Genomic DNA, 20,746 nt, shown 5'->3' on the forward strand with positions numbered 1-20,746 from the left:
CCATGAATGTTTTTTCTTAGAAAACGATTAATTTTGTGTATTTCATAGATGATTTAGTACTTTTTAAAGGTTATTCTTTTCTATTTGATGCTTTTTTAAATATATAAATTATTAACGGCATCATAATCCTAATAGTTTTTTGATCTATTGGATTAGTAATTATAGCATAAAATACTGATCTTATTTTATAGGAAAAAAGAGAAATTTAAAATATATTGAAAAAAAGGTGAGTGTTTAATGAAAAAAGGAATTTTCTATTAAATGAATGGTTTGATTAAGGATTTCATTACTGCATAACCATTTAAATTTGGATGTACTCCGTCTTCAGAAAATTGGAGAGCTAGTCCAAAGTGATTATCAACCAAAGCAGAATAATAATCGATAAACTGGATATTTTTCGCAAAAGCGTACTCTTGCAACATTCTGTTGAATTTTATAATACTCTTTGAAGGATTTATTTTTGGATTCCAATAAAAATGATTGCAGGGTAAAAGGGAGCATAGTATCAGTTCGATTCGATTAAATTTTGCCAATTCTACCATCGATACAATATTATTTAGGATCATTTCTAATGAAGATTCACCTGTGTTTCCGGCAATATCATTTCCACCTGCGAGAAGAACAACTGTTTTGGGTTGTAACTGAATCACATCTGCTCTAAAACGCAAAAGCATCTGCGGACTAGTTTGCCCACTGATACCTCTGTTGATGTAGTTTTTGTTCGAAAAAAAATCAGCCTGTTCTTTACTCCAAAATTCGGTAATAGAATCTCCTATAAAAACGACTCTGTTTGTTGTTTTAGGTTCATTTTGTAAACGTAGGTTCTCCTCTTTATATCGGCCTAAATAGGGCCAATCTTGCGATTGTAAATTTTGTCCCATGCTGCAGTTGATTTGGCTAAAAATATCGTATTGACGCTACTTTTATTACTCCTTATATGTTTTGTAAACAAGGTGAATTGATACTAAAGCAAACATACTACATTACGACCAAATGGAAAGGATTTAATTAGTGTATATCGTTTGCCATGCTTGCATAAAAGTGAGGGCATTGCCAAAAGAGGGTCATAAAATTTAATTAAAAGAAAATTAGAAATCAAAGTGCTATTTTAGAAATACTTATATTTGAGAGAACATAAAAAATACAAACAATGAAAAGACACGCCACCGCCGTATGGAACGGTTCCTTGAAAGAAGGAGCTGGGAAACTAACAACTCAAAGTACAACTTTACAAGACACGCAATACTCTTTTAAATCTCGATTCGAAGAAGGTGTTGGTACCAATCCAGAAGAATTGGTTGCGGCTGCACATTCAGGTTGCTTCACAATGCAATTGTCGGCTTTTATAACTGAGGCTGGTTTTGAAATTGCAAGTATTGAGACCAAATGCATGATCAACTTAATTGACGGAACTATTACTGGTTCGCATTTAATTGTGCAAGCAAAAATTGAAGGAATTGCTGAAGAGGAGTTTCAATCGTTAGTCAAAAAAGCGGAAGATAATTGTCCTATTTCAAAATTATTTAATACTGCCATAACCTCTGAAGCTACTTTGGTATAATTCATACAGGTTACAATATAACAAACAAGGCGCTAGTTTTTCTAGCGCCTTGTTTTGTTTTACTATTTTTTCGAAAGTAGTTCTAAATGTCAGTACTGTTTTCTAATTTCAATTTTAATTATGCTTAATCTTTACAATACTTATTTCTAGTCATAAAGAATTAGTCATAAAATAAAGAACTAATCAAATAAATCTGAAGACAGATAACGGTCTCCACGGTCGCAAACGATCGCTACAATTACACCCGATTCAATTTGGTTTGCAATTTGTACCGCAACCGCAACAGATCCTCCACTACTCATGCCGGCAAATATTCCTTCCTCAACTGCTAGTCGTTTGGTCATTGCGCGCGCTTCTTCCTCAGATACATCTACTGTTTGGTCTACTTTGGATGGGTTAAATATTTTTGGTAAATATTCTTGCGGCCATTTGCGTATACCTGGAATCTGTGATCCGTCACTTGGCTGTGCGCCTACGATTTGTACCGCTGGATTTTGCTCTTTCAAAAAAGTCGAAGTTCCCATAATGGTTCCCGTAGTTCCCATTGCTGCTACAAAGTGAGTTACAGTGCCCTCTGTATCTCTCCATATTTCGGGACCCGTAGTTTTGTAGTGGGCTTTCCAGTTATCGTCATTTGCAAACTGGTTTAACATCAGGTAGCCACCTTCGGCCACTTTTTTATCAGCATAATCTCTAGAACCAATGATTCCTGTTTCGGCTGGTGTCAAAATTACGGTAGCACCATACGCTCGCATGGTTTGCGTACGCTCTTTGGTTGAATTTTCAGGGAGAACAAGTTCGATATCGATACCCAAAACTTGTGCAATCATGGCAAGCGCAATTCCGGTATTACCGCTGGTAGCTTCAATCAGTTTGTCTCCTTTTTTAATTTCACCTCTGTCCATAGCGCCTTTTATCATTGCATATGCTGCCCTGTCTTTTACGCTACCGCCAGGATTATTTCCTTCTAATTTTAATAACAATTTTACATTCTTATTTTGAACCAAATTGACTGTTTCTACAAGTGGCGTATTGCCTATCAAGTCAACTAATTTTTGAGGTTTCATAGTATTATAATTATATTGTGATTGTCACTGTGACTAAATGACGTTTTATTTTAGTTCTTTTATTTTTACTTCTGTAGTTGTGGTATTCAAAACAAGCGATCTTGCCGGAATAGATTTGGTCACCCAAGCATTTCCGCCCACGATGCTTCCTTTTCCAATAGTTGTTTCTCCTCCCAAAATGGTTGCATTTGCATAGATGCATACATCTTTCTCCACGGTAGGATGCCTTTTTGCATCCTTCATATCCTTACTTACGCTCAAGGCGCCTAGCGTAACTCCTTGGTAAATTTTGACATTCTTTTCAATAACGGTAGTTTCTCCAATTACGATTCCGGTAGCGTGATCAATAAAAAAAGGAGATTCAATTGTTGCTCCTGCATGTATATCTGTACCTGTGATCTTGTGTGCGTACTCGCTCATAAGTCTTGAGAATAGTAATAAATCCATTTTGTACAATTCATGACTCAATCGGTAAATTGCAATGGCATAAAAACCAGGATAGCCCAAATAAACCTCTTCAATACCGTTGGAAGCAGGATCGTTTTCGAGAATAAAATTAGCATCTTTATTCAGCATTTCAAGCACTGCAGGAAGGCGCAACGAAAATTGGTCCCACAATGATTCGCATAAATTACCGGGTTTTTTGCAAGCAATCTTAGCAATGTCTTTAAAAAGTATTTCGAGCTCGTCGATGCTTTGGTTTAATTCGGCATTGGAATCAAACAAGGTGTAAAATAATTTTTCGGTAAAAGCTTCTGTTTTTGTTTTAATACCATAATTGATATTTAAATGGCTTTTTAAAACTTGAATATTTTGAATGATCAGATCTTTGGACATGATGACGATGTTGAAAGAGTTTTTGATAGAAAGATGGTACGTGATTGTTTTATTTCTCCACAGGGAAAAGCAATAATTGCAAAAGGAATCCCTTGTTTTGGTGCAGAAAAAATGAAAGTCGCAGCCATGTTTTATCTACTCCATAGTTATACATCACAAATATATTGAACTATTTTTGATTAAGCTATAGGATTTTGTTGAAGATTATAAAAACACGCATTTATATAATGGTCCATTTGTATGCCAAAAAAATGGTCAAGGTAATTTTTAATAACGTACATACACTGCGCTTGGTATGTGCAATCCTTCAAAATAGGCAGGACTGTTCTATTCCTAAAATGCGGTAACAAATAGCAATAAACTTTTGCGTACTTTTAAGGTGAAATCAAATAGGATTTGGTTGGTTTTTTTCGAAAAATAAAAAGCTTCAAATAGTAGATGAGACAGTTTGTTTTAGATGCTTTTTTTGATCGAAAGTGAAGTTCTTTTTTAGTTAATAATTTTAGTATCGAAAGACAACTACTAAGCGGTAAGATTAAAGGTTTAATTTTAATTTACTATTTTTGAAATCTGATAAAATTGAAATGAAAATAATTCAAATCGTACTGATGGTTTTGGCCGTTTTTGTACTGTTGTTAAAGAAGGGGAATGACGAGTATATGATCTATTTGAAAGTAGGGGCAGTAGTCGTTTTTATGGTGAGCATGATGCGACTAAGTACAAAAACGCCAAGTAAAAATCAAAATAAAGAAGACAAAGATGTTTAGCAAAGGAGATAAGGTTTCGGTATTGGATGACGCGATTGATGGTGTGGTACTTTCGGTAAATGATACGCAAGTTGAAGTAGAAACAACAGATGGTTTCGTGATGACTTTTCTAGTAAACGAACTGATTAAATTGAACGACTCTAGTAGTTTGGATAATTCGATCAAAAACATCAATATAAGTGCAGTCCAAAAAGAGAAAGAGATTCCAAAACCACGTAGTTTTGTTAAAGAACGCAAAAACAGAAACGAACAACCAGCACCAGAATTTGATTTGCACATCGAAAAATTGGTCAAAAATAAGGGCGGATTATCAAATTATGATATCCTGACAATCCAAGCCGAAACGGCACAAAGACATATCGAATTTGCAATCAAAAATCGCATTCCGAAGATTGTTTTTATTCATGGTGTTGGCGAAGGAGTGCTCAAAGCAGAGCTTGACTTCTTGTTAGGTCGCTATGATAATATCGCGTTTCAAGAAGCAAATTATCAAAAATATGGTCAAGGCGCAACCGAGGTTTTTATTCGTCAGAGTAAAAATATCTAGGCTGTTTTTATATACAAAAAGGGGTTCTTTTTCAATTGAAAACGAACCCCTTTTTGTATGATTTTAATGTAGTAATTGATGCTTAAATGGTAGTTACTAGTGTTCCTAAAACGTAAGTATCACCTAATTTAAAAGTACTATTACCTCTGTTCAAACTTACTTTTTTGAAGGTAATTGTATGTGTAAAACCAGTTGTTCCGTTGGTCGTTGTAGTCACTTCGATAATACCACTTGTACCGCTAACGCCTGTTACGCCAATCCATTCTTCACTCAAAACAGGAGTTGTAGGTGTGGTTGTATTACAAAAATAAGAGGAGCTTAATAATCCAGTGAAATAACGGTAAGTAAGTTTATTGGTAGTGGCTCCAATAAGGCCAGTTCGTACTGTTCCTGCAGGTGTAACTGCATTCACAATAAGCGCTGGGTCAATCGTCAATAAGATAGCTTCGTAGCTTTTGTAATCGTAAATCACATTTGAAGTGCTACACTTAGTCAATAATTTTTCAAAATTAAACGGAAGCGTTGTTGCGGTTGTAGTATAGGTACCAAAAGGTAGCGTACTATAGGATTGTTGTCCGTTTTTAATATCAAATGTAACGTTCTCTAGGCTAATTAAGTGGTTGTATCCTGTGATTTTTGTGCTATTATTAGTAGCATCATTATCTACGACTACAGCGCTAGATATAATTTGTATCGTTCCAGAAGATGCTGTCCATTGATCGCTTACAGTAGGAGTAGCAGGCTGAATTGTTTCACAAATATTATCACTTGCAACAGTTCCGTTATAAAAACGGTACACCGCTCTATTGGAACTTGTCCCAATGGTTAGCGTAGTTGGAGAGCCACTAACTGTTGCATCATTTGGGAAATTTGCAGCAGGAATTTCAAGGATAAGAGCTTCTTTGTCCTTTAGTTTGTATATCAAATCATTGGTGGTACAACTTTGCGTTGTAGTTACACTTTCAAAATCTATATCTTCTTGTATTAGGTTTCCGTCATCACAGCTATTCAGTAGCATTATCATGGCCAAAAGGCTAGTAATTCGTTTCATTTTTATTTTATATTTATTGCAAAAATAAGCAAATAATCATAGAGAATATAAGTTTCCGTTTTCATAAATTTGTATTAATGAAAAAAATATACCTCGATAACGCATCTACTACTGCCATACGACCAGAAGTAGTACACGAAATGACTCGTATTATGTTAGAAGAATATGGTAATCCATCTTCTACCCATAGTATAGGACGCAGCAGCAAAAGTATTATTGAGCTTTCGCGAAAGGCAATCGCTAAAACGATTAATGCCTCTGCAGCAGAAATAATTTTTACTTCGTCGGCTACCGAAGCTAACAATTGGATTTTACGTTCGGCTATTAAAGACCTGAAAGTAACTCGAATTATAACTTGCAAAATGGAGCATCATGCCGTTTTATTGGCAGTGCAGCATTTGGAACGAGAATTTGAAATAGACGTTGACTACGTAAATGTAAACAAAGACGGGACAATAGATTTGACACATCTCGTGTCATTAATGGCGCAAGAAGGGAAAACACTTGTGAGCTTAATGCACGTAAACAACGAGACAGGCGTTATTCTTGATCTCGAGCGTGTGAGTATGCTGTGCAAAGAAAATAATGTTTTGTTTCACTCTGATACCGTGCAATCTATCGGTAAAATAGCAATTGATTTAAAAACGACAGCTGTTGATTTCTTGGTAGGAACAGCCCACAAATTTCATGGTCCGAAAGGGGTAGGCTTTGCATATTTGAAGAAAAATTGCGGTATACAGCCATTATTTTTTGGTGGTGAGCAAGAAAAAGGACTTCGTGCAGGGACTGAAGCAGTGCATCAAATTGCCGGAATGGCAAAAGCGTTGACGATGGCATATGAAAATTTAGGGGAAGAAATGACAACGATTTCAGACCTTAAACAGTATTTAATCAATACTGTTTTAGAAGCTTTTCCAGCAGCTACTTTTAATGGTGGTACGAATGGAATTCCGACGATTTTGAATGTTTCTTTACCTTTTCCGAAAGAAAAAATTGCTTTGATCTTATTTGAATTGGATATGAAAGGAGTTGCTGTATCTCGTGCGAGTGCCTGCCAAAGCGGTAGCGTGCAACCCTCGCATGTATTGATCGAAATGCTTTCGCAAGAAGAATTGGATAAGCCAAATGTGCGCGTGTCCCTGAGTCATTACAATACAAAAGAAGATATTGACGGCTTGATAAGTTGTCTGAAAATGATCAAATAAAAATATAGAACTTTTGTACGATAGTGCAATTCTATTAGAATAATTGCGATACTAAAAAGGAGCTTAAATCAAATGGTGATTTAAGCTCCTTTTTAGTTTTAGAATACAACTTTTTTATGTTTAATGAATTCCGTTCACAACTAAAACTCTTCGCTAACATCGATATTAGGGACGTTGTGTTTGGCCTTTAATTTATCTTTAATGATTTTTTCACGGTGTTTTGCAGTTCCCATTAAACCAATCATCATTGTTAATGCAGTTAACAAAATCACCTGAATAATCAATGATTTGTTGACTTCTGGCAACACAGCATCTGCAGAGATAGATAAGAACAATAAGATCGTTATCAATCCACGAGGCGCTACAAATAGTAACGGAAAGATGGACATTTTAGACAAGTACAATTGAAAAAATCGAAGTGCGTAGATAGTAGCTACAATTCCGATCGCCCAAAAAATAGTGTCTGGATTAATTATTTCTGAGGTTTTGATTAGGTAACCAAAAAGTAAAAAGAATAAAGCACGCACCACAAAAGTAGCCTCAACAGTTAGTTCTTTGAACTTATGAACCTCTTTGTTTAATAGATCCAAACGGAAGCTCTTTGTCCATTTTAAATGCTTTATTTCGTCTAGATTTCCGATAGTAAGTCCAAAAACAAGGATAAAGATTAAGGCTGGTAAATGGAATATTTTCGAAATTTCATAAATCAAAATTACCAACAATATGATTGGCACAAACTTAATATGATGGTCAATTTTGTTCAGTAAAAAGGAAAGTAAAAAGGTAGCGATGACTGATATCGTGATAATAATTAAAATTTCTAATGTAAAATAACCAAAGGTTTCTACTCCAAAATCGGTGTTAAAGGCAACGAAATTGAAGAAAACCACACCAAAAATATCCGACATACTACTTTCGTAAATAGTAAACTCTCGCTGATCAGATGTTAAGTTTCGAACACTAGGAATCGCTATCGCACTACTGATCACGCAAAGCGGAATCGCATTGGTCAAACACGTTTTAAAATCGTAACCTCCATAATAATGAAAAGCATAGGCCAAGGCAAACGCCATCGCCATCAGCGGAATTAATGCTCCCAATACCGATTTTTTGATTAGGCCAATTTTTGATTTGTTAAGTTCTAGTTCTAGCGCGCCTTCAAGTACAATTAAAATTAGACCAATAGTACCTAATATCGGTAAAGTAGAACTCAAATCAGGAATAGGAATGTCAAAGAATACGATCACCTCTTTTACAATCCAACCCAACAATAAAAGTAAAATTACAGATGGGATTTTGGTGTAACTAGCTGTTAAATCAAATAAATAGGCGATTAGCAATAAGATGCAAAGCGATATAATAATGGTCATATAAAGTCATTAGGTTAAAAATCCTCCTAAAAGGTGGATGTAAGATAGCATTTTAAGACCTTAAAAAACAATGTTTTTGTTCAATGTTATGTTTTTTTTAATGAAAGTTTGCTGGTTCTGATGCAATTTATACCAAATGAATTTAAATTTTAGTCCAATACCTTCTGGTATAATGCCAATATAATATGAAAATAATACACTGCTCCCGACACTATGGGAGGACTATATCGACCCGATCCTGAAAAGTCTATAGGCGAAGCAATATGTAATTGAAGTATCTTCTGCTTTATTCAAAATAATAGCCATTTTAGAGATTGGGCAAAATAAAAAAACAACACTTTCTCTTATGAAAAAGTACTGTTTTTATGCTTAAGATCTAAGTCTTAGAACTTACCGTTATTGTTTTTCCAATCTGCTTTTGGAGTAATTTTTTCGACAGCGTCCCAGTGCTCTGCGATTTTACCGTTTTCAACTCTAAATAAATCGTAAAATGAATTATGATCTGCTCCAAAGTGGCCTTCGCTTACTACCAAAACAAAGTTTCCTTCACCTAGTACACGGTGTACTTTATCATATTTCATGAAAATACCTTGTTTAGCCAATGCACCCAAAGTAGCTCCTAATCCAGATACTTGGTCTGGAATGTTTGGATTGTGCTGTATATAATTGTCACCATTAAAGTAACCAGCTAGTTTTTCCATTTTTCCGTTCACCAAAATGTCATTTACAAAATTGGTTACAATTGTTTTATTTGCTTCTGTTTTATCTAGATCTTTAATTTCTGTAGCTCCATCAAGCATGCTGTGTCCGCTAGGGTTTGGTGTTACTGGTTTCTCTTGTAAGTTGTCCCAATGTTCAGTGATTTGCCCATTTTCAAATTTAAAAATGTCAAAACCTACCTTTGGTCCAAAGAAAACGTAGTCTGTTTGTGTAAAAACATAATCACCATCTGCAAAGGCACGTATTGTGCTTACTTTGGCTGAGTTTGCTGGTATTTGTTGTAAAAGTGCTCCAAAACCCGCTAAGCCATCACCAACTGCAGTGTTATGCTGTTTGTAATTTGTGGGGTTTATGTAGGCAACCGGTGCGCTATCTCCAGTTTCAATTGCTTTTAGTAATGCTACGACTTTTTCTTTGTTCGAAATTTCCATTTTTGTCAATTTTTTAGTTTCTCTTCCTTTGTTGTTTTGTGCATGTGCAGTGTATCCTTGTGTAAGTGTGAATGCCAGTATACTAGCTGCTGTAATTGTTGTTAGTTTCATTTTTGTTTGCTTTAAATGTGTGGGGCAAAGGTATAGTGAGACTCCAACAGACAAAGTATCCAAAAAGGGCAAAGGACTGTAAAAATGGGAAAGTTGATGTTATTGATTTAATTTCCGAAAAACTTCTGGAGTGAGTAGCGTATTTTTTTTGAAAAATTTGTACAAGTTCGTTGTTTCTTCAAATCCAGCTTGAAAAGCAATTTCTTTTATCGAAAACGTAGTGTTTATGAGTAATCGCTTGATTTGTGTTATCAATATGGTGTCAATAAATTGCTTAGCCGATTTGTGAATAACAGTGTTGGTTATGTTGTTTACGGTTTTTGAGCTAATATTCATTTGACTGGCATAATCAGAAACCTTCTTGGTTTTAAAACACTGGTTTTCGACCAATTGCTGCAAATGAATAAACGAACTCAGATATTTTTTTTCTGAAAAAATGGCGTTGTCCAATGACTTAATGCGATACATTTTCCGAAAAAGAATATGCAACAAACTACCAATCACGCTCATAGAATGATCGTCTTTTATCTGGTAGTACTCTTTTTCAATCTCGGTAATTAACTTTTGAGTGGTGTCAAAATCGGTTGTATTGAGCTGAATTTTTGGGGAACTAATCAGCTCATTAAACAACTGTAGACTTTTGATAGCTTCCACTTCGTTAAAAAAATGAAGCAAAAAAGTATCCGTAAAAAGGAGGACATAACCTTGAACTTCATTTTTGAAAAATTTATGAATTTGGTCTTTTCGAATACTCAAAATCGTTCCCTGCTCAAGGGTATAATCGGTAAAGTCGACCGTATGCTTTCCGGTGCCGCCCGTTACTACGATAAGCATGTAAAAGTCAATTTGCTGAAAATCAGTCAGAGTATGGTCGAGATCTTTTTTCGAAAATATACGATCGAAACTAGTCAAGTCAAACTGACTCTCCTTACGGGTATTGTTGAATTTAATTTGCTGTATCTCGTTCTTCAAGGATTTGATGATTTTTGTCGCTGCGAATGTATTTGATTTAAAATAATTGACACAAAAAGACTTGACTTATTTTTTATTGCAAGCGGTGCACAGTTACTTTAATATCCTTTTAATTTTCATACAATCGCAATCGGTTCCTCACCGTGTGCAATTCAGTTGTTAAAGCATCAATTTTCTGTAGTAAATTCAAAACGACATCAATCCCCTCAATATTAACGGCCAAGTCTTGGTGCATTCGAATAATTTTTTCGATTTCGTGCAATGAATCTTGATGTATATAATGTGTTTCGGCAATTTCTTCGATATCAATCAGTCCATTTTCGCTCAAATCAAAAAAGAAAGAAAGCGTTACTTTATAATGAATGCATAAGGTGTCTAGTGGGATAAAATTTTCGGTACTCATAAGATTATGTTTTAGAAAGTTCAATAAACAACTCCTTTTGTTTTTCGGTCAAGTTTTCTGGTATAGTGATTGTATAACTCACGTACAAATCACCAAATTGTCCTTCTTTTTTGTAAACAGGAAAACCTTTTCCTTTCAGCTTAACTTGGGTTCCGTTTTGTGTCCCAGGAGCAACTTTAAATTTAACTTTACCATCAAATGTTGGGATAGTAATGTCGCCTCCCAATACGGCAGTGTACAAGTCCAAGTCTACGTTACTGTATAGGTTCTCTTTGTCACGTTTAAAGTTGCTGTCGTTTTTGATTGTAAAAGTTAGGTACAAATCACCTTTTGGGCCACCATTTTGTCCTTCGGCACCATGGCCAGCAATTTTTATAATTTGTCCATTTTCTACTCCCGCAGGAATTGTAAGTCGAATGTTTTTCCCATTGATGGTCAGCGTACGTTTACTAGATTCGTAAACCTCTTTCAAGTCCAACTCCAATTCTGCATTAAAATCTTGTCCTTTGTAAGATCGTTGTTGTCCACGTTGCCCGCCTGCGCCAGCAAACATGGATTCAAAAAAATCAGAATAATCGCCACCGCCGCCTTGGGCATTGCCAAAACCTCCAGAACTGCTGTTGCTATATTGTCGTTGCTGTTGCTGCTGCTTGTTGATTTCGTCGGCATGCTGCCAATTCTCTCCGTGTTGATCGTATTTTTTTCGATTCTCAACATTGCTCAACACTTCGTTGGCTTCATTGATTTCTTTAAATTTTTGTTCTGCGACCTTATCGTTAGGGTTTAAGTCCGGATGGTACTTTCGAGCCATCTTTCGATACGCTTTTTTGATCTCAGCTTCAGTAGCTTTTTTGTCAAGGTCTAGTACTTTGTAGTAATCTATAAAAGGCATAATCTATTGATTTTTAGTTTAAAAAAAAATGATTCTAGTATGCTAAAACACAACAAAATCGGTGTTATAAAGTAAATACACAACGAGATTGTTACTACTCAAATTTAAGGAATTTTCAGCTAGTAATGGGTCTAGAACCCATTTTATTTCGTCAAAAATCTGTTGCATGAGTATAGCAGTGTTCTTAAGTTCTAAGTGGTTGAAATGTATAGTCTTAGCCTTCAATTTGGTTTTTTGTTTTTATCCCCATGAAAAAAAAGTACCTTTGCGCCACTTTATAAACCAACATTTTGGAGTGGTTTTCAAATTAAAATAAAAAATGAAACAGTATTTTAACTTATTCGACTTTACACAAAAAGTAGATTACAGAACAGAAATTTTAGCAGGTCTAACCGTAGCAATGACCATGATACCAGAGTCGTTATCCTTTGCTATTTTAGCAGGATTCCCACCCTTGGTTGGTTTGTATGCCGCTTTTATCATGGGATTGGTTACCGCTGTTTTTGGTGGTCGTCCAGGGTTGGTTTCTGGTGGAGCAGGAGCAACGGTGATTGTTTTAATTGCCTTGATGAAATCGCATGGATTGGATTATGTCTTTGCCGCTGTAGCATTGGCAGGAGTTTTACAAATATTGGTAGGACTCTTTAAATTGGGTAAATTCATACGCCTCGTACCGCAACCCGTTATGTTTGGATTTGTAAATGGGTTGGCCATTATCATATTTATGTCACAATTGGAGCAGTTCAAAACCGTGGTCAATGGTCAAACCGAGTGGCTTTCGGGTACTCCTTTATATATCATGGCAGGTTTGGTAGCCTTGACAGTAGCCATTGTTTTGATATTACCGCGTTTTACAAAAGCTATTCCAGCCTCTTTGGTAGCTATTTTGGTTGTATTCGGAATCGTTTTAGGTTTTGGAATTGAAACTAAAACAGTAGCCGATATTGCCTCTGTGAGTGGTGGATTACCACCTTTTCATATTCCGAATATCGATTGGACTTGGGGTACGCTGCAAGTAATTTTCCCTTACGCTTTAATCATGGGTTCAGTAGGTTTGACCGAAGGATTGTTGACACTGAATTTGGTTGACGAAATCACCGGTACTAAAGGAAGCGGAAACAGAGAATGTATCGCTCAAGGTGGTGCCAATATCTTGAACGGATTTTTCTTCGGGATGGGTGGTTGTCCAATGATTGCGCAAACCTTAGTGAACTTGTCAGCTGGATCTAGAGCTCGTTTGTCTGGAATCGTTGCTGCTTTGACCATTTTGGTTATCGTGCTCGTAGGAGCGCCTGTAATTGAGCTATTGCCTATGGCAGCGCTTGTGGGTGTGATGATCATGGTTGCGATTGGAACTTTTGAATGGATTAGTTTTCGAATCATAAACAAAATGCCAAAACAAGATATTTTTGTTGGAGTCCTAGTTGCGGTCATAACTATTTTGATGCACAACTTAGCTCTTGCAGTTTTGATCGGAGTAATTATTTCAGCTTTAGTTTTCGCTTGGGAAAGTGCAAAACGTATCCGTGCCAAAAAGTATGTGGACGAAAATGGAGTGAAGCACTACGAAATTTATGGACCGCTTTTCTTCGCTTCTACTACAGCTTTTTTAGAAAAATTTGATGTTGCCAACGATCCAGTCGAAGTGATCATTGATTTTAAAGAAAGTAAAATAGCCGATATGAGTGCCATCGATGCAGTAAATAAACTTACGGAGCGTTATGCCAAAATAGGCAAAAAAGTACATCTTCGCCACCTTAGCACTGATTGTCGACAATTGCTACACAATGCAAACGAAATCATAGACGTAAATATACTCGAAGATCCAACCTACAAAGTAGCGATCGACTAATATAAGTATAAATCAAACTTAGAAACCACCATTTTCAATAAGAGAATGGTGGTTTTTTATTTGGGCACGCCCCGCAGAAAAAGCGGGTCCGGGCTATTCACTATATCTTTTGTGCCGCTACCGCTTTACAAAAGGATGCCGTTGCTATCCCTCGTGCGCATAGAGTGAAAATAGTGTATATTTAGGAAATTACCTTTTGTAAAGTTGTTTCACTTGTAATTAAATAGAGAACATGTTCATCAAGTTACTCCTGCCAAGTTACTATTTTAAGGAAAGGGAAATAGTTGTCTTTGTTCCGTTGTGATTTAGTATTTTTAATTTTTATAAATAAACTTAAAAATAATTTTCACAATAATCATTAGTAGCGCAAGTAATAAATATCTTTTCCATTCAAACGTAGACGATTTAGTGTCTTGATTCTTATTTAAATGCTGCAATTGATAAACTCTAAAAGGAGTGTTTTTAAATAAATCGTCTCCCTCGTCATTGTCAATTTGTACTCCAAGTCTACGTTTCGCAATTTTAAAGGTAAAATCTTCCATTAACTGATCTTCTGTGAATGACTCCTCAATGTCATCATCGTATTTCCACAATAGTTGTTCGTTTTCAATATGGGAGTCCTTGTAAATTTCAACTTCCTCTTCAAAGCGGTTTCCCCATTCTTGTTTTATTTCAGAATCAACATATTTCAAGCGTTTCCTTTCTCCTTTTTGGATTAACGAATACCCGTGAAAATTTACTGAACTTGCACAGCTAACGGTTACTATTTCTGAGTCAGGAAATATTTTAACTAAACTTTTTTCATATTCTACCAAGTTTAAATTTTCACTTCCTTCAAGTGACTTACTGGTCAAAATATATCCGTCACAAAGTATAATGTTACCGTTGTAGTATCCAATTCCAATTTGATTCTCTTTTGGATTCAATATGGCATCAAAAGATGTATCCTCTTTATATTCAAAATTTTTAAAACCTAAAATTTTTAAAAGTTCAACTTCATCAGAAAAGTGTTCTCTATTTTCAATAATAATTAAAGACGTATTCCAACCCATATATTCAGTTTTATAATTCAATCGCTTGCAAGAAACCAGAAACAAAAGTAAATGTTTTTATAACTTAATAGAGAGTTCCAAATGCCCGCCTAAACCAAGTTCAACAATTTTTTGCAAAGTTGAGAATCGAGCTTCTTTAATATTATTTTCGATTTTTGAAATATAAGATTTGGTAGTTCCTGTTTTTTCGGCGAGTTGTTCCTGGGTTAAACCTCTTTCGAGTCTTGCTTCTTGAATCATTGCTCCAATTTTAAAATTTTCATAATTAGCATCAAGTTCGTCTCGTTTCGGGCTACCAACTTCACCATAATGTTTGTCCTTGAATTGGTCTAATGTTCTTGTATTACTATTTTTCGCTTTCATAGTCCTGTTTTATTTTAATTGCTTTCTCAATTTCTTTTTTAGGAGTCTTTTGTGTTTTCTTCAGAAATCCGTTAGCTAAGATTATTAATTTCCCTTGATCAAAAAAACAAAATATTCTAAAAATATCACTTCCTTGCTTCACTCTAATTTCATAAAGCCCATTAGTGTTTTCAATATGTTTAAGATAATTTTCTGGAACTCTTTCTAACTCTTCAATTAGTTCTAATGTCCAGATAATTTTGTCTTTAACTTTGGTACGTTGCTTTACAAAGAAGTCTTCAAAGTAATCCTTGTAAAATAGAATTGTACGTATCTTGGGTTTGCTACTCATTTTACAAATATACAAAAGTTGTCCTTAAGTGAAACTTTTGTCAAAGTAAATTGTGTAATTTGTTTGTAATTAGGAAAGTACATGGTATTTTAATTTTTCATAAGAACATTAAGGTGGCCATTTTCAAATTTAAATAGTAATAATAGGTAGTGTAATATAAAAAGGACTAGCGTTATTTTGTTCAAATTAACATTTCAAACCTAAAGTAAAAATATCTCTCTAAATAAGTGTTAACGGGTATTAAAATAGCGTTAAACCCAAATTTTGGTGATTACTGCTCATAGTATTTTTTGTAATTTTAGGATATGGAAAATATATTAGTAGCAGGTGCAAACGGCACCACCGGAAAAAAAATCATAGCCCTTTTACATACATCAGACAATTTTAACCCAATTGCAATGGTGAGAAAAGAGGAGCAACAAACCTATTTTAAAGATCAAAATATAGAGACCGTTTTAGGCGATCTTACGGATAATGTTGACTCCGTCTTCAACACTAAAATTGATCGCGTAATTTTTGCTGCCGGTTCAGGCGGTAAAAATGTGGTTGGTGTAGACCAAGAAGGAGCAAAGAAAATGATAGATGCTTCTAAGAAAGCGAATGTCAAAAAATTTGTAATGCTTAGCTCTATGGGTGCTGACAAACCTGAGGAAGCAACACAATTGGTCGATTATTTAAAGGCCAAACACAACGCCGACGAATATTTGAAATCAAGTGGACTAGAATATAGCATTGTTAGACCTGGAACGTTGACCAATGACGATCAGCTAGCAACAATTGAATTAGCCCTAAAATTAAACAAAAGAGGAGAAATCAGTCGTGCTGATGTGGCGCAAACGTTAGTACAAAGTTTAGCAGATAAAACAGCTACAAATGCCACATTTGAAATCATCAAAGGAGAAAAAAATATCACAGAAGCACTAGCTCAAATGAACTAGTATTATAAAGGCGAAGCGACAGCTTTTGTTTGTCGTCAATTGATAATTTGGGCCGAAATAGTTAAATTGACACCCATTTAGCGTTCCCTAGGTTAGCAACTGTAATGGTTATATTGCTCATCTACGGAACGCTATTTTGATTTATTGGCAGTTCCAACCAACTTTTAGTTCCAAACGTCGCAGAGGTAGAGTGCAGATACTTACTTTACATTGATAGTGATTATAAAATTTACCAAAAAAACCGAAAGGGCGCTAGTAAAATAACGTTCTTTCGGTCTTTTTAGTAAAGCAATACAAACGAATAAACATTGCTTTGATACGGTTTAAAATTTAATTAGCATATAAAACGACTAAGAATCATAGCTTGTTTGATATCTATTTTGATCAAATGATTTTACGATTTTGTAATATTTTGTTTAAGGCTTCAGACTAGAAGAATGTTTTGTTATTTTCTATAAATGAAGCATCCCGCTTCAGATGGGTGATCTAATACCAAAGAATTCATGTCTTCTTTACGCAAGAGATTAATAATCATGAAGTCTCCAATTGCAACAACTGTGAACAAAATGGCAAATAGTAAAACAAAAATATTTCCAAATAATATCGCATAAATAGCGGGTAGAAAACCTAGTATGATGGCAGGCATTATGGCTCCCGTAATATATTCTTTAACTCGTAAGGGTTCGGTGCAATGGCAATAGGGTGTTAGCATTTTCCAAAGGAATCCAAATTTGATTGATTTAAATCGTTTTTTAGTATATTTTGCCCAAGTAATTCCATGAATCAGTTCGTGCACAACAATGCCCAAAGTTATCACCAACATAATTATAGCAAGAACTTCAAATCTAGTATAAGAAAGAGCAGCTTCTTTAATTGAGGTTCTAAACGCATGCGGGTTTAATTTGTCTTTCCAGAGTAGTAAAAACGGAAACAAATACACAATCACGATTGGAATCGCGCCGAAAATCCCATAAATATTTGCTTTCACTATATTAATCGTCAATTTATCTTTTTTGTAATGATCTAAATTTTGCATTTGAATGTGTGTTGGAGAATAGATTAATAAAATAAGTTACTAAAGGAACAAATATAACAAAGTTTATCTTTGATTTTCTATAAATTACGTTATTTTACTTACAAATTCCGATGCAAATAAGCGAGTATTATACTAATTGATTTTCTTTTGAGGATAGCGCAAGTATATTTTTTTTTACTTGCTATAGATCAATCAACTGCAAAATCATTAACGGTACAACATGGTTAACAAGGTTGCTATAATTTATTTTGATTGTCAAAAATTAGATTCTGAAATCTGCTAAGGTAGGTAGTTGTGCTTCGTTTAGTAATGACGCTTTCAGATTAGTATTGTAGAAATTAACTCAAGACCTCAAAAGATCCGTCATTGCCAATAAATAGTTCTTTGTGTAATGAATCTGGTTTTGAGTTTCCTTCAAAACAGGAACAAGAAGCAGGATAGTCACAGCTGTAAAGTATCGATACTTTTATCTGATTGCCATTTGTGTTTTCTACATCACTCAAGATAACAATCTCTAGTTCATCAAAATTAGGCCAACCGCCATTATTACAAAAATCTAATGGGTTGAAAAGTTTAATATTCTTTTTTATTTGAGAGGTGACGAAGTCCTTATCGAGCATAGTTTGATTTGTTGGTTGAGTGCCCAAATTTAATCAATTTATCTCAGAGTGTAAAGTGTACTTTTTCCTGCGGTTTTGCTCGCAACAGCGGGGTAAATTGAAGTTTTATAAGCACAAGAACACAAAGTGCATCTTCAAAAGTCTTTGCGAGCGTAGCGCGGCAATCACGTATGCTAGATCTACAAAGCTTTTTAAACCATATAAGAGATTGAAGCTCATGTAAGTCCAGCAACACAAATTGCGTCTTAATAAGTCATTGCAACGAAGAGGCTGTCCCGATTTTTCGGGCAACGTATGCGCTGATGTGAAGGAAAACACAATGAAACCAGCCTATTTATGGCTTAAAAAAAAAGAGGACGCTTTGTCCTCTTAAATTACCTAAACTTGTTTATCGAGATCCCCATAGTGGCGGAAGTAGAGCGGTGAGCATGTCCTGAGCGATAGCCGAAGGGTTCAACCGCGGTTTATTTGTTGGCTTTTCAAGCCCAACGAAATCTTTGCTGTTAGGCATAGGCTATTTTTGATTATCTGCTTGCTTAAAATGTAAATACATGGAATGAAAGCTACAAAATTTTCATCAAATTAGAAAAATACTTTATTCAAAATCTATCCAACTTAAAAAATGAGCAGACTATATTTTAAATCTTATCCTTACGACTCTCGCGCACTAGGTAAAATATTTTAGTTATTTCCTTTGAGAGCAGCCTCTGCCCAAGGTTCACGAGTCTCTTTCTCGCGCGCTTCATAATCAATATTCCTCCCTTGTGATTTGTGTGTTTTTTTTATACTACCATTGGCAGATGAAGCTTTTTCATCAACAGTTCGTCTGGTTGGAACATTGGGCAGAGCCGCAAGCACGGTCTCTAGGCGAGTTAGAATTTCGGGCTTTACTTGTGCTAGATTTTCTTTTTCATAAGGATCTTCTAAAACATTGTATAGTTGATGCTCACCATCGTCTCCCTCACGTACAAGTTTCCATGGCCAGTCAAATACCGCTTTACCAGAAGCTGAACCGATAATCAATGGGTTTCGTTCGATTTTGATACCACTGTTTATTGCCGACCACATAGTTTGTCCACTTTGGATCTCTAAAGGTGATGATTCACCTCCAACAGCATCAAGTAAAGTTGGTAACCAATCCTGAATAGCGATTTGCTGATCTAGTACCTGACCTGCAGTGATGTGATTTGACCACATAATAAGACCTGGCACTCGCATACCACCTTCCCAAGGTGAGCCTTTGCCACCTCGTAACTCACCATTATTAGAACCTAGAGATAACAATCCTCCATTGTCACTAGAGAAAACCACAATGGTGTTTTCTAGAATACCTTGATTCTCTAACGCCTCAATTATTTGGCCAATGCCATCATCTACTTGAGTAACCATCTCAGCATAAACATATCTATTGCCAGGGGTAACATCTTTATTTAGGCCACTGTTTTTTGGTGTAGTTTGTAAAGGTGTATGAGGAGCATTATATGCTAAGTAGAGAAAGAAAGGGTTATTGGGATCACGATCGTTAATTATCTTTTTTGCTTCAGCTGTGAATAGATCGGTAGCATGTCCTTCTTCTCTAAGGGATACACCTTCCCTTTGCCAATCAAGACCGCCAGAATAAACATGAGTGTAATAATCTATAGAACCACCTAAAAAACCATAGTGTGAATCAAAACCCCTAGAAATCGGCCAGTAGTCGGTATTGCCAATACCTAAGTGCCATTTCCCAACCATAAAGGTTTGATAGCCCAAATCTTTAAAATATTCAGGCATTATTTTTAGGTCAATTGGCAAGCCATTGTCATCTGATATAGGACCATCAATGCCATAATACAGAGGATTTTGTCCGGTTAGAAGACTGGCTCTAGTAGGACTGCAAATAGGATAAACATAGTTTCTATTTAGTGTCATGCCCTTGCGTGCCATTTTATCTAAGTTAGGCGTAGCAATTTCGCTGCCGTTGTAGCCCACGTCACCAAATCCCATATCATCAACTAATATAAAAATCACATTGGGTTGACTTTTAGAGTCCTTTTGAGCGACGGTGTTGGTAGTTGACCGATCTGTATCCTTCTTTGCTAGTAGAGAGCAGGACACTGAAAAAATGGTCATGGCAATTATTAGTAAAAGATTTCTTTTTTTCATAATCAATTTATTCATTGTAATTGTTAAATAAAATACGGCACCATTTTCGATCTGGATTCTTGCTTAAAAATAATTATCCAAAGATAATTAGCAATATTGTAAAATCAGAGTGATACTTACTTTATTATAAAATGAGCTACGTTAATGTAAGGAAAAATGTGTTGTTGTGCATTGAATCGCATTGCAATTGCGACGTTTCATTTTTAAAGTAAGAAGGTTCACGTTGCAAACGAGCACCAGATAGATAAACTGTATGGTCCTGGGTTTACTTGCTTCTCATTACGTGATTGCTTCGTTCCTCGCAATGACAATCGTGGGGAGTTGTAGTTACACAATTAAACTCGACAAAGTCATTGCCAGCGTAGCGTGGCAATCACGTATGCTACATCATACCTTATTATTCCATTCTTTGATTTTGTAATGATTCTTAGATTCAAGTGATAAATGCAACACTCCTTATTTGTTTAAATAAAGC

At 35.5% G+C, this 20,746-nt stretch carries 21 protein-coding genes; 6 read left to right on the forward strand and 15 right to left on the reverse strand.

The features are described 5' to 3' along the window. Positions 1 to 257 precede the first annotated feature (257 nt). Positions 258 to 881, reverse strand: coding sequence for a GDSL-type esterase/lipase family protein (locus FFWV33_RS10395; RefSeq protein WP_108740841.1), 624 nt, complete (start codon positions 879 to 881; stop codon positions 258 to 260). Positions 882 to 1,150: 269 nt separating this feature from the next. Between FFWV33_RS10395 and FFWV33_RS10400 the strand changes: the two genes are divergently transcribed. Next, positions 1,151 to 1,561: an OsmC family peroxiredoxin gene (locus FFWV33_RS10400; RefSeq protein ID WP_108740842.1), complete on the forward strand. Its 411-nt coding sequence runs from the start codon at positions 1,151 to 1,153 to the stop codon at positions 1,559 to 1,561. 179 nt (positions 1,562 to 1,740) lie between these two features. Here FFWV33_RS10400 and cysM read toward each other — a convergent pair whose 3' ends face one another. Both cysM and epsC read right to left on the reverse strand, forming a co-directional pair. Next, complete coding sequence (gene cysM, locus FFWV33_RS10405; protein ID WP_108740843.1) at positions 1,741 to 2,628, reverse strand: cysteine synthase CysM; 888 nt, start codon at positions 2,626 to 2,628, stop codon at positions 1,741 to 1,743. Between the two features lie 45 nt (positions 2,629 to 2,673). Continuing rightward, entirely contained in the window at positions 2,674 to 3,465 is a 792-nt protein-coding gene (epsC, locus tag FFWV33_RS10410) for a serine O-acetyltransferase EpsC (protein WP_108740844.1), read from the reverse strand. A 584-nt stretch (positions 3,466 to 4,049) separates the two neighbouring features. On the opposite strand from epsC, the gene FFWV33_RS10420 reads away from it, so the two are divergent. Together FFWV33_RS10420 and FFWV33_RS10425 are read left to right on the forward strand one after the other, a co-directional pair. Beyond that, on the forward strand, positions 4,050 to 4,232 hold the full coding sequence (locus tag FFWV33_RS10420; protein ID WP_108740846.1) for a hypothetical protein: 183 nt from the start codon (positions 4,050 to 4,052) through the stop codon (positions 4,230 to 4,232). After that, positions 4,225 to 4,779, forward strand: coding sequence for a Smr/MutS family protein (locus tag FFWV33_RS10425; RefSeq protein ID WP_108740847.1), 555 nt, complete (start codon positions 4,225 to 4,227; stop codon positions 4,777 to 4,779). The genes FFWV33_RS10420 and FFWV33_RS10425 overlap by 8 nt, the downstream gene beginning before the upstream one ends. An 82-nt stretch (positions 4,780 to 4,861) precedes the next feature. Here FFWV33_RS10425 and FFWV33_RS10430 read toward each other — a convergent pair whose 3' ends face one another. Beyond that, entirely contained in the window at positions 4,862 to 5,830 is a 969-nt protein-coding gene (locus FFWV33_RS10430) for a hypothetical protein (RefSeq protein WP_108740848.1), read from the reverse strand. A gap of 77 nt (positions 5,831 to 5,907) precedes the next feature. Between FFWV33_RS10430 and FFWV33_RS10435 the strand changes: the two genes are divergently transcribed. Then, positions 5,908 to 7,035, forward strand: a complete 1,128-nt coding sequence (locus tag FFWV33_RS10435; protein WP_108740849.1) for a cysteine desulfurase family protein — start codon at positions 5,908 to 5,910, stop codon at positions 7,033 to 7,035. Positions 7,036 to 7,175: 140 nt separating this feature from the next. Here FFWV33_RS10435 and FFWV33_RS10440 read toward each other — a convergent pair whose 3' ends face one another. The 5 genes from FFWV33_RS10440 to FFWV33_RS10460 form a co-directional block, all read right to left on the reverse strand. Next, positions 7,176 to 8,405 carry a cation:proton antiporter gene (locus FFWV33_RS10440; protein WP_108740850.1) on the reverse strand — a complete coding sequence of 410 codons (1,230 nt, stop codon included), beginning with the start codon at positions 8,403 to 8,405 and terminating at the stop codon, positions 7,176 to 7,178. 383 nt (positions 8,406 to 8,788) lie between these two features. After that, a complete protein-coding gene (locus tag FFWV33_RS10445; RefSeq protein ID WP_108740851.1) occupies positions 8,789 to 9,667 on the reverse strand; it encodes a nuclear transport factor 2 family protein in 879 nt (292 codons plus the stop codon). Between the two features lie 99 nt (positions 9,668 to 9,766). After that, entirely contained in the window at positions 9,767 to 10,639 is an 873-nt protein-coding gene (locus tag FFWV33_RS10450; protein ID WP_159086006.1) for a helix-turn-helix domain-containing protein, read from the reverse strand. Between the two features lie 109 nt (positions 10,640 to 10,748). Continuing rightward, entirely contained in the window at positions 10,749 to 11,042 is a 294-nt protein-coding gene (locus tag FFWV33_RS10455) for a chaperone modulator CbpM (protein ID WP_108740853.1), read from the reverse strand. Positions 11,043 to 11,046: 4 nt separating this feature from the next. Beyond that, positions 11,047 to 11,934 carry a DnaJ C-terminal domain-containing protein gene (locus FFWV33_RS10460; RefSeq protein WP_108740854.1) on the reverse strand — a complete coding sequence of 296 codons (888 nt, stop codon included), beginning with the start codon at positions 11,932 to 11,934 and terminating at the stop codon, positions 11,047 to 11,049. 319 nt (positions 11,935 to 12,253) lie between these two features. On the opposite strand from FFWV33_RS10460, the gene FFWV33_RS10470 reads away from it, so the two are divergent. Then, positions 12,254 to 13,786 (forward strand): SulP family inorganic anion transporter, encoded by a 1,533-nt coding sequence (locus tag FFWV33_RS10470; RefSeq protein WP_108740856.1) that lies wholly within the window; start codon positions 12,254 to 12,256, stop codon positions 13,784 to 13,786. 314 nt (positions 13,787 to 14,100) lie between these two features. Here FFWV33_RS10470 and FFWV33_RS10475 read toward each other — a convergent pair whose 3' ends face one another. Genes FFWV33_RS10475 through FFWV33_RS10485 form a run of 3 tightly spaced genes read right to left on the reverse strand, consistent with a single transcriptional unit; the run spans position 14,101 to position 15,532 of the window. Then, positions 14,101 to 14,838 carry a hypothetical protein gene (locus FFWV33_RS10475; RefSeq protein ID WP_108740857.1) on the reverse strand — a complete coding sequence of 246 codons (738 nt, stop codon included), beginning with the start codon at positions 14,836 to 14,838 and terminating at the stop codon, positions 14,101 to 14,103. Between the two features lie 57 nt (positions 14,839 to 14,895). Beyond that, positions 14,896 to 15,201, reverse strand: a complete 306-nt coding sequence (locus FFWV33_RS10480) for a helix-turn-helix domain-containing protein (RefSeq protein WP_108740858.1) — start codon at positions 15,199 to 15,201, stop codon at positions 14,896 to 14,898. Further along, a complete protein-coding gene (locus tag FFWV33_RS10485; protein ID WP_108740859.1) occupies positions 15,185 to 15,532 on the reverse strand; it encodes a type II toxin-antitoxin system RelE/ParE family toxin in 348 nt (115 codons plus the stop codon). Before FFWV33_RS10485 ends, FFWV33_RS10480 begins: the two co-directional genes overlap by 17 nt. A gap of 305 nt (positions 15,533 to 15,837) precedes the next feature. On the opposite strand from FFWV33_RS10485, the gene FFWV33_RS10490 reads away from it, so the two are divergent. Then, on the forward strand, positions 15,838 to 16,470 hold the full coding sequence (locus FFWV33_RS10490; RefSeq protein WP_108740860.1) for an SDR family oxidoreductase: 633 nt from the start codon (positions 15,838 to 15,840) through the stop codon (positions 16,468 to 16,470). A gap of 445 nt (positions 16,471 to 16,915) precedes the next feature. Here the strand turns inward: FFWV33_RS10490 and FFWV33_RS10495 are convergent, their stop codons facing one another. The 3 genes from FFWV33_RS10495 to FFWV33_RS10505 all read right to left on the reverse strand — a co-directional run bounded on the left by FFWV33_RS10495 (position 16,916) and on the right by FFWV33_RS10505 (position 20,286). Then, entirely contained in the window at positions 16,916 to 17,506 is a 591-nt protein-coding gene (locus tag FFWV33_RS10495) for a DUF3267 domain-containing protein (protein WP_108740861.1), read from the reverse strand. Positions 17,507 to 17,844: 338 nt separating this feature from the next. Then, a complete protein-coding gene (locus FFWV33_RS10500) occupies positions 17,845 to 18,126 on the reverse strand; it encodes a hypothetical protein (protein ID WP_159086007.1) in 282 nt (93 codons plus the stop codon). A 681-nt stretch (positions 18,127 to 18,807) separates the two neighbouring features. After that, positions 18,808 to 20,286 (reverse strand): arylsulfatase B, encoded by a 1,479-nt coding sequence (locus tag FFWV33_RS10505; RefSeq protein WP_108740863.1) that lies wholly within the window; start codon positions 20,284 to 20,286, stop codon positions 18,808 to 18,810. Positions 20,287 to 20,746 lie beyond the last annotated feature (460 nt).

Source organism: Flavobacterium faecale, assembly GCF_003076455.1.
GTDB lineage: Bacteria > Bacteroidota > Bacteroidia > Flavobacteriales > Flavobacteriaceae > Flavobacterium > Flavobacterium faecale.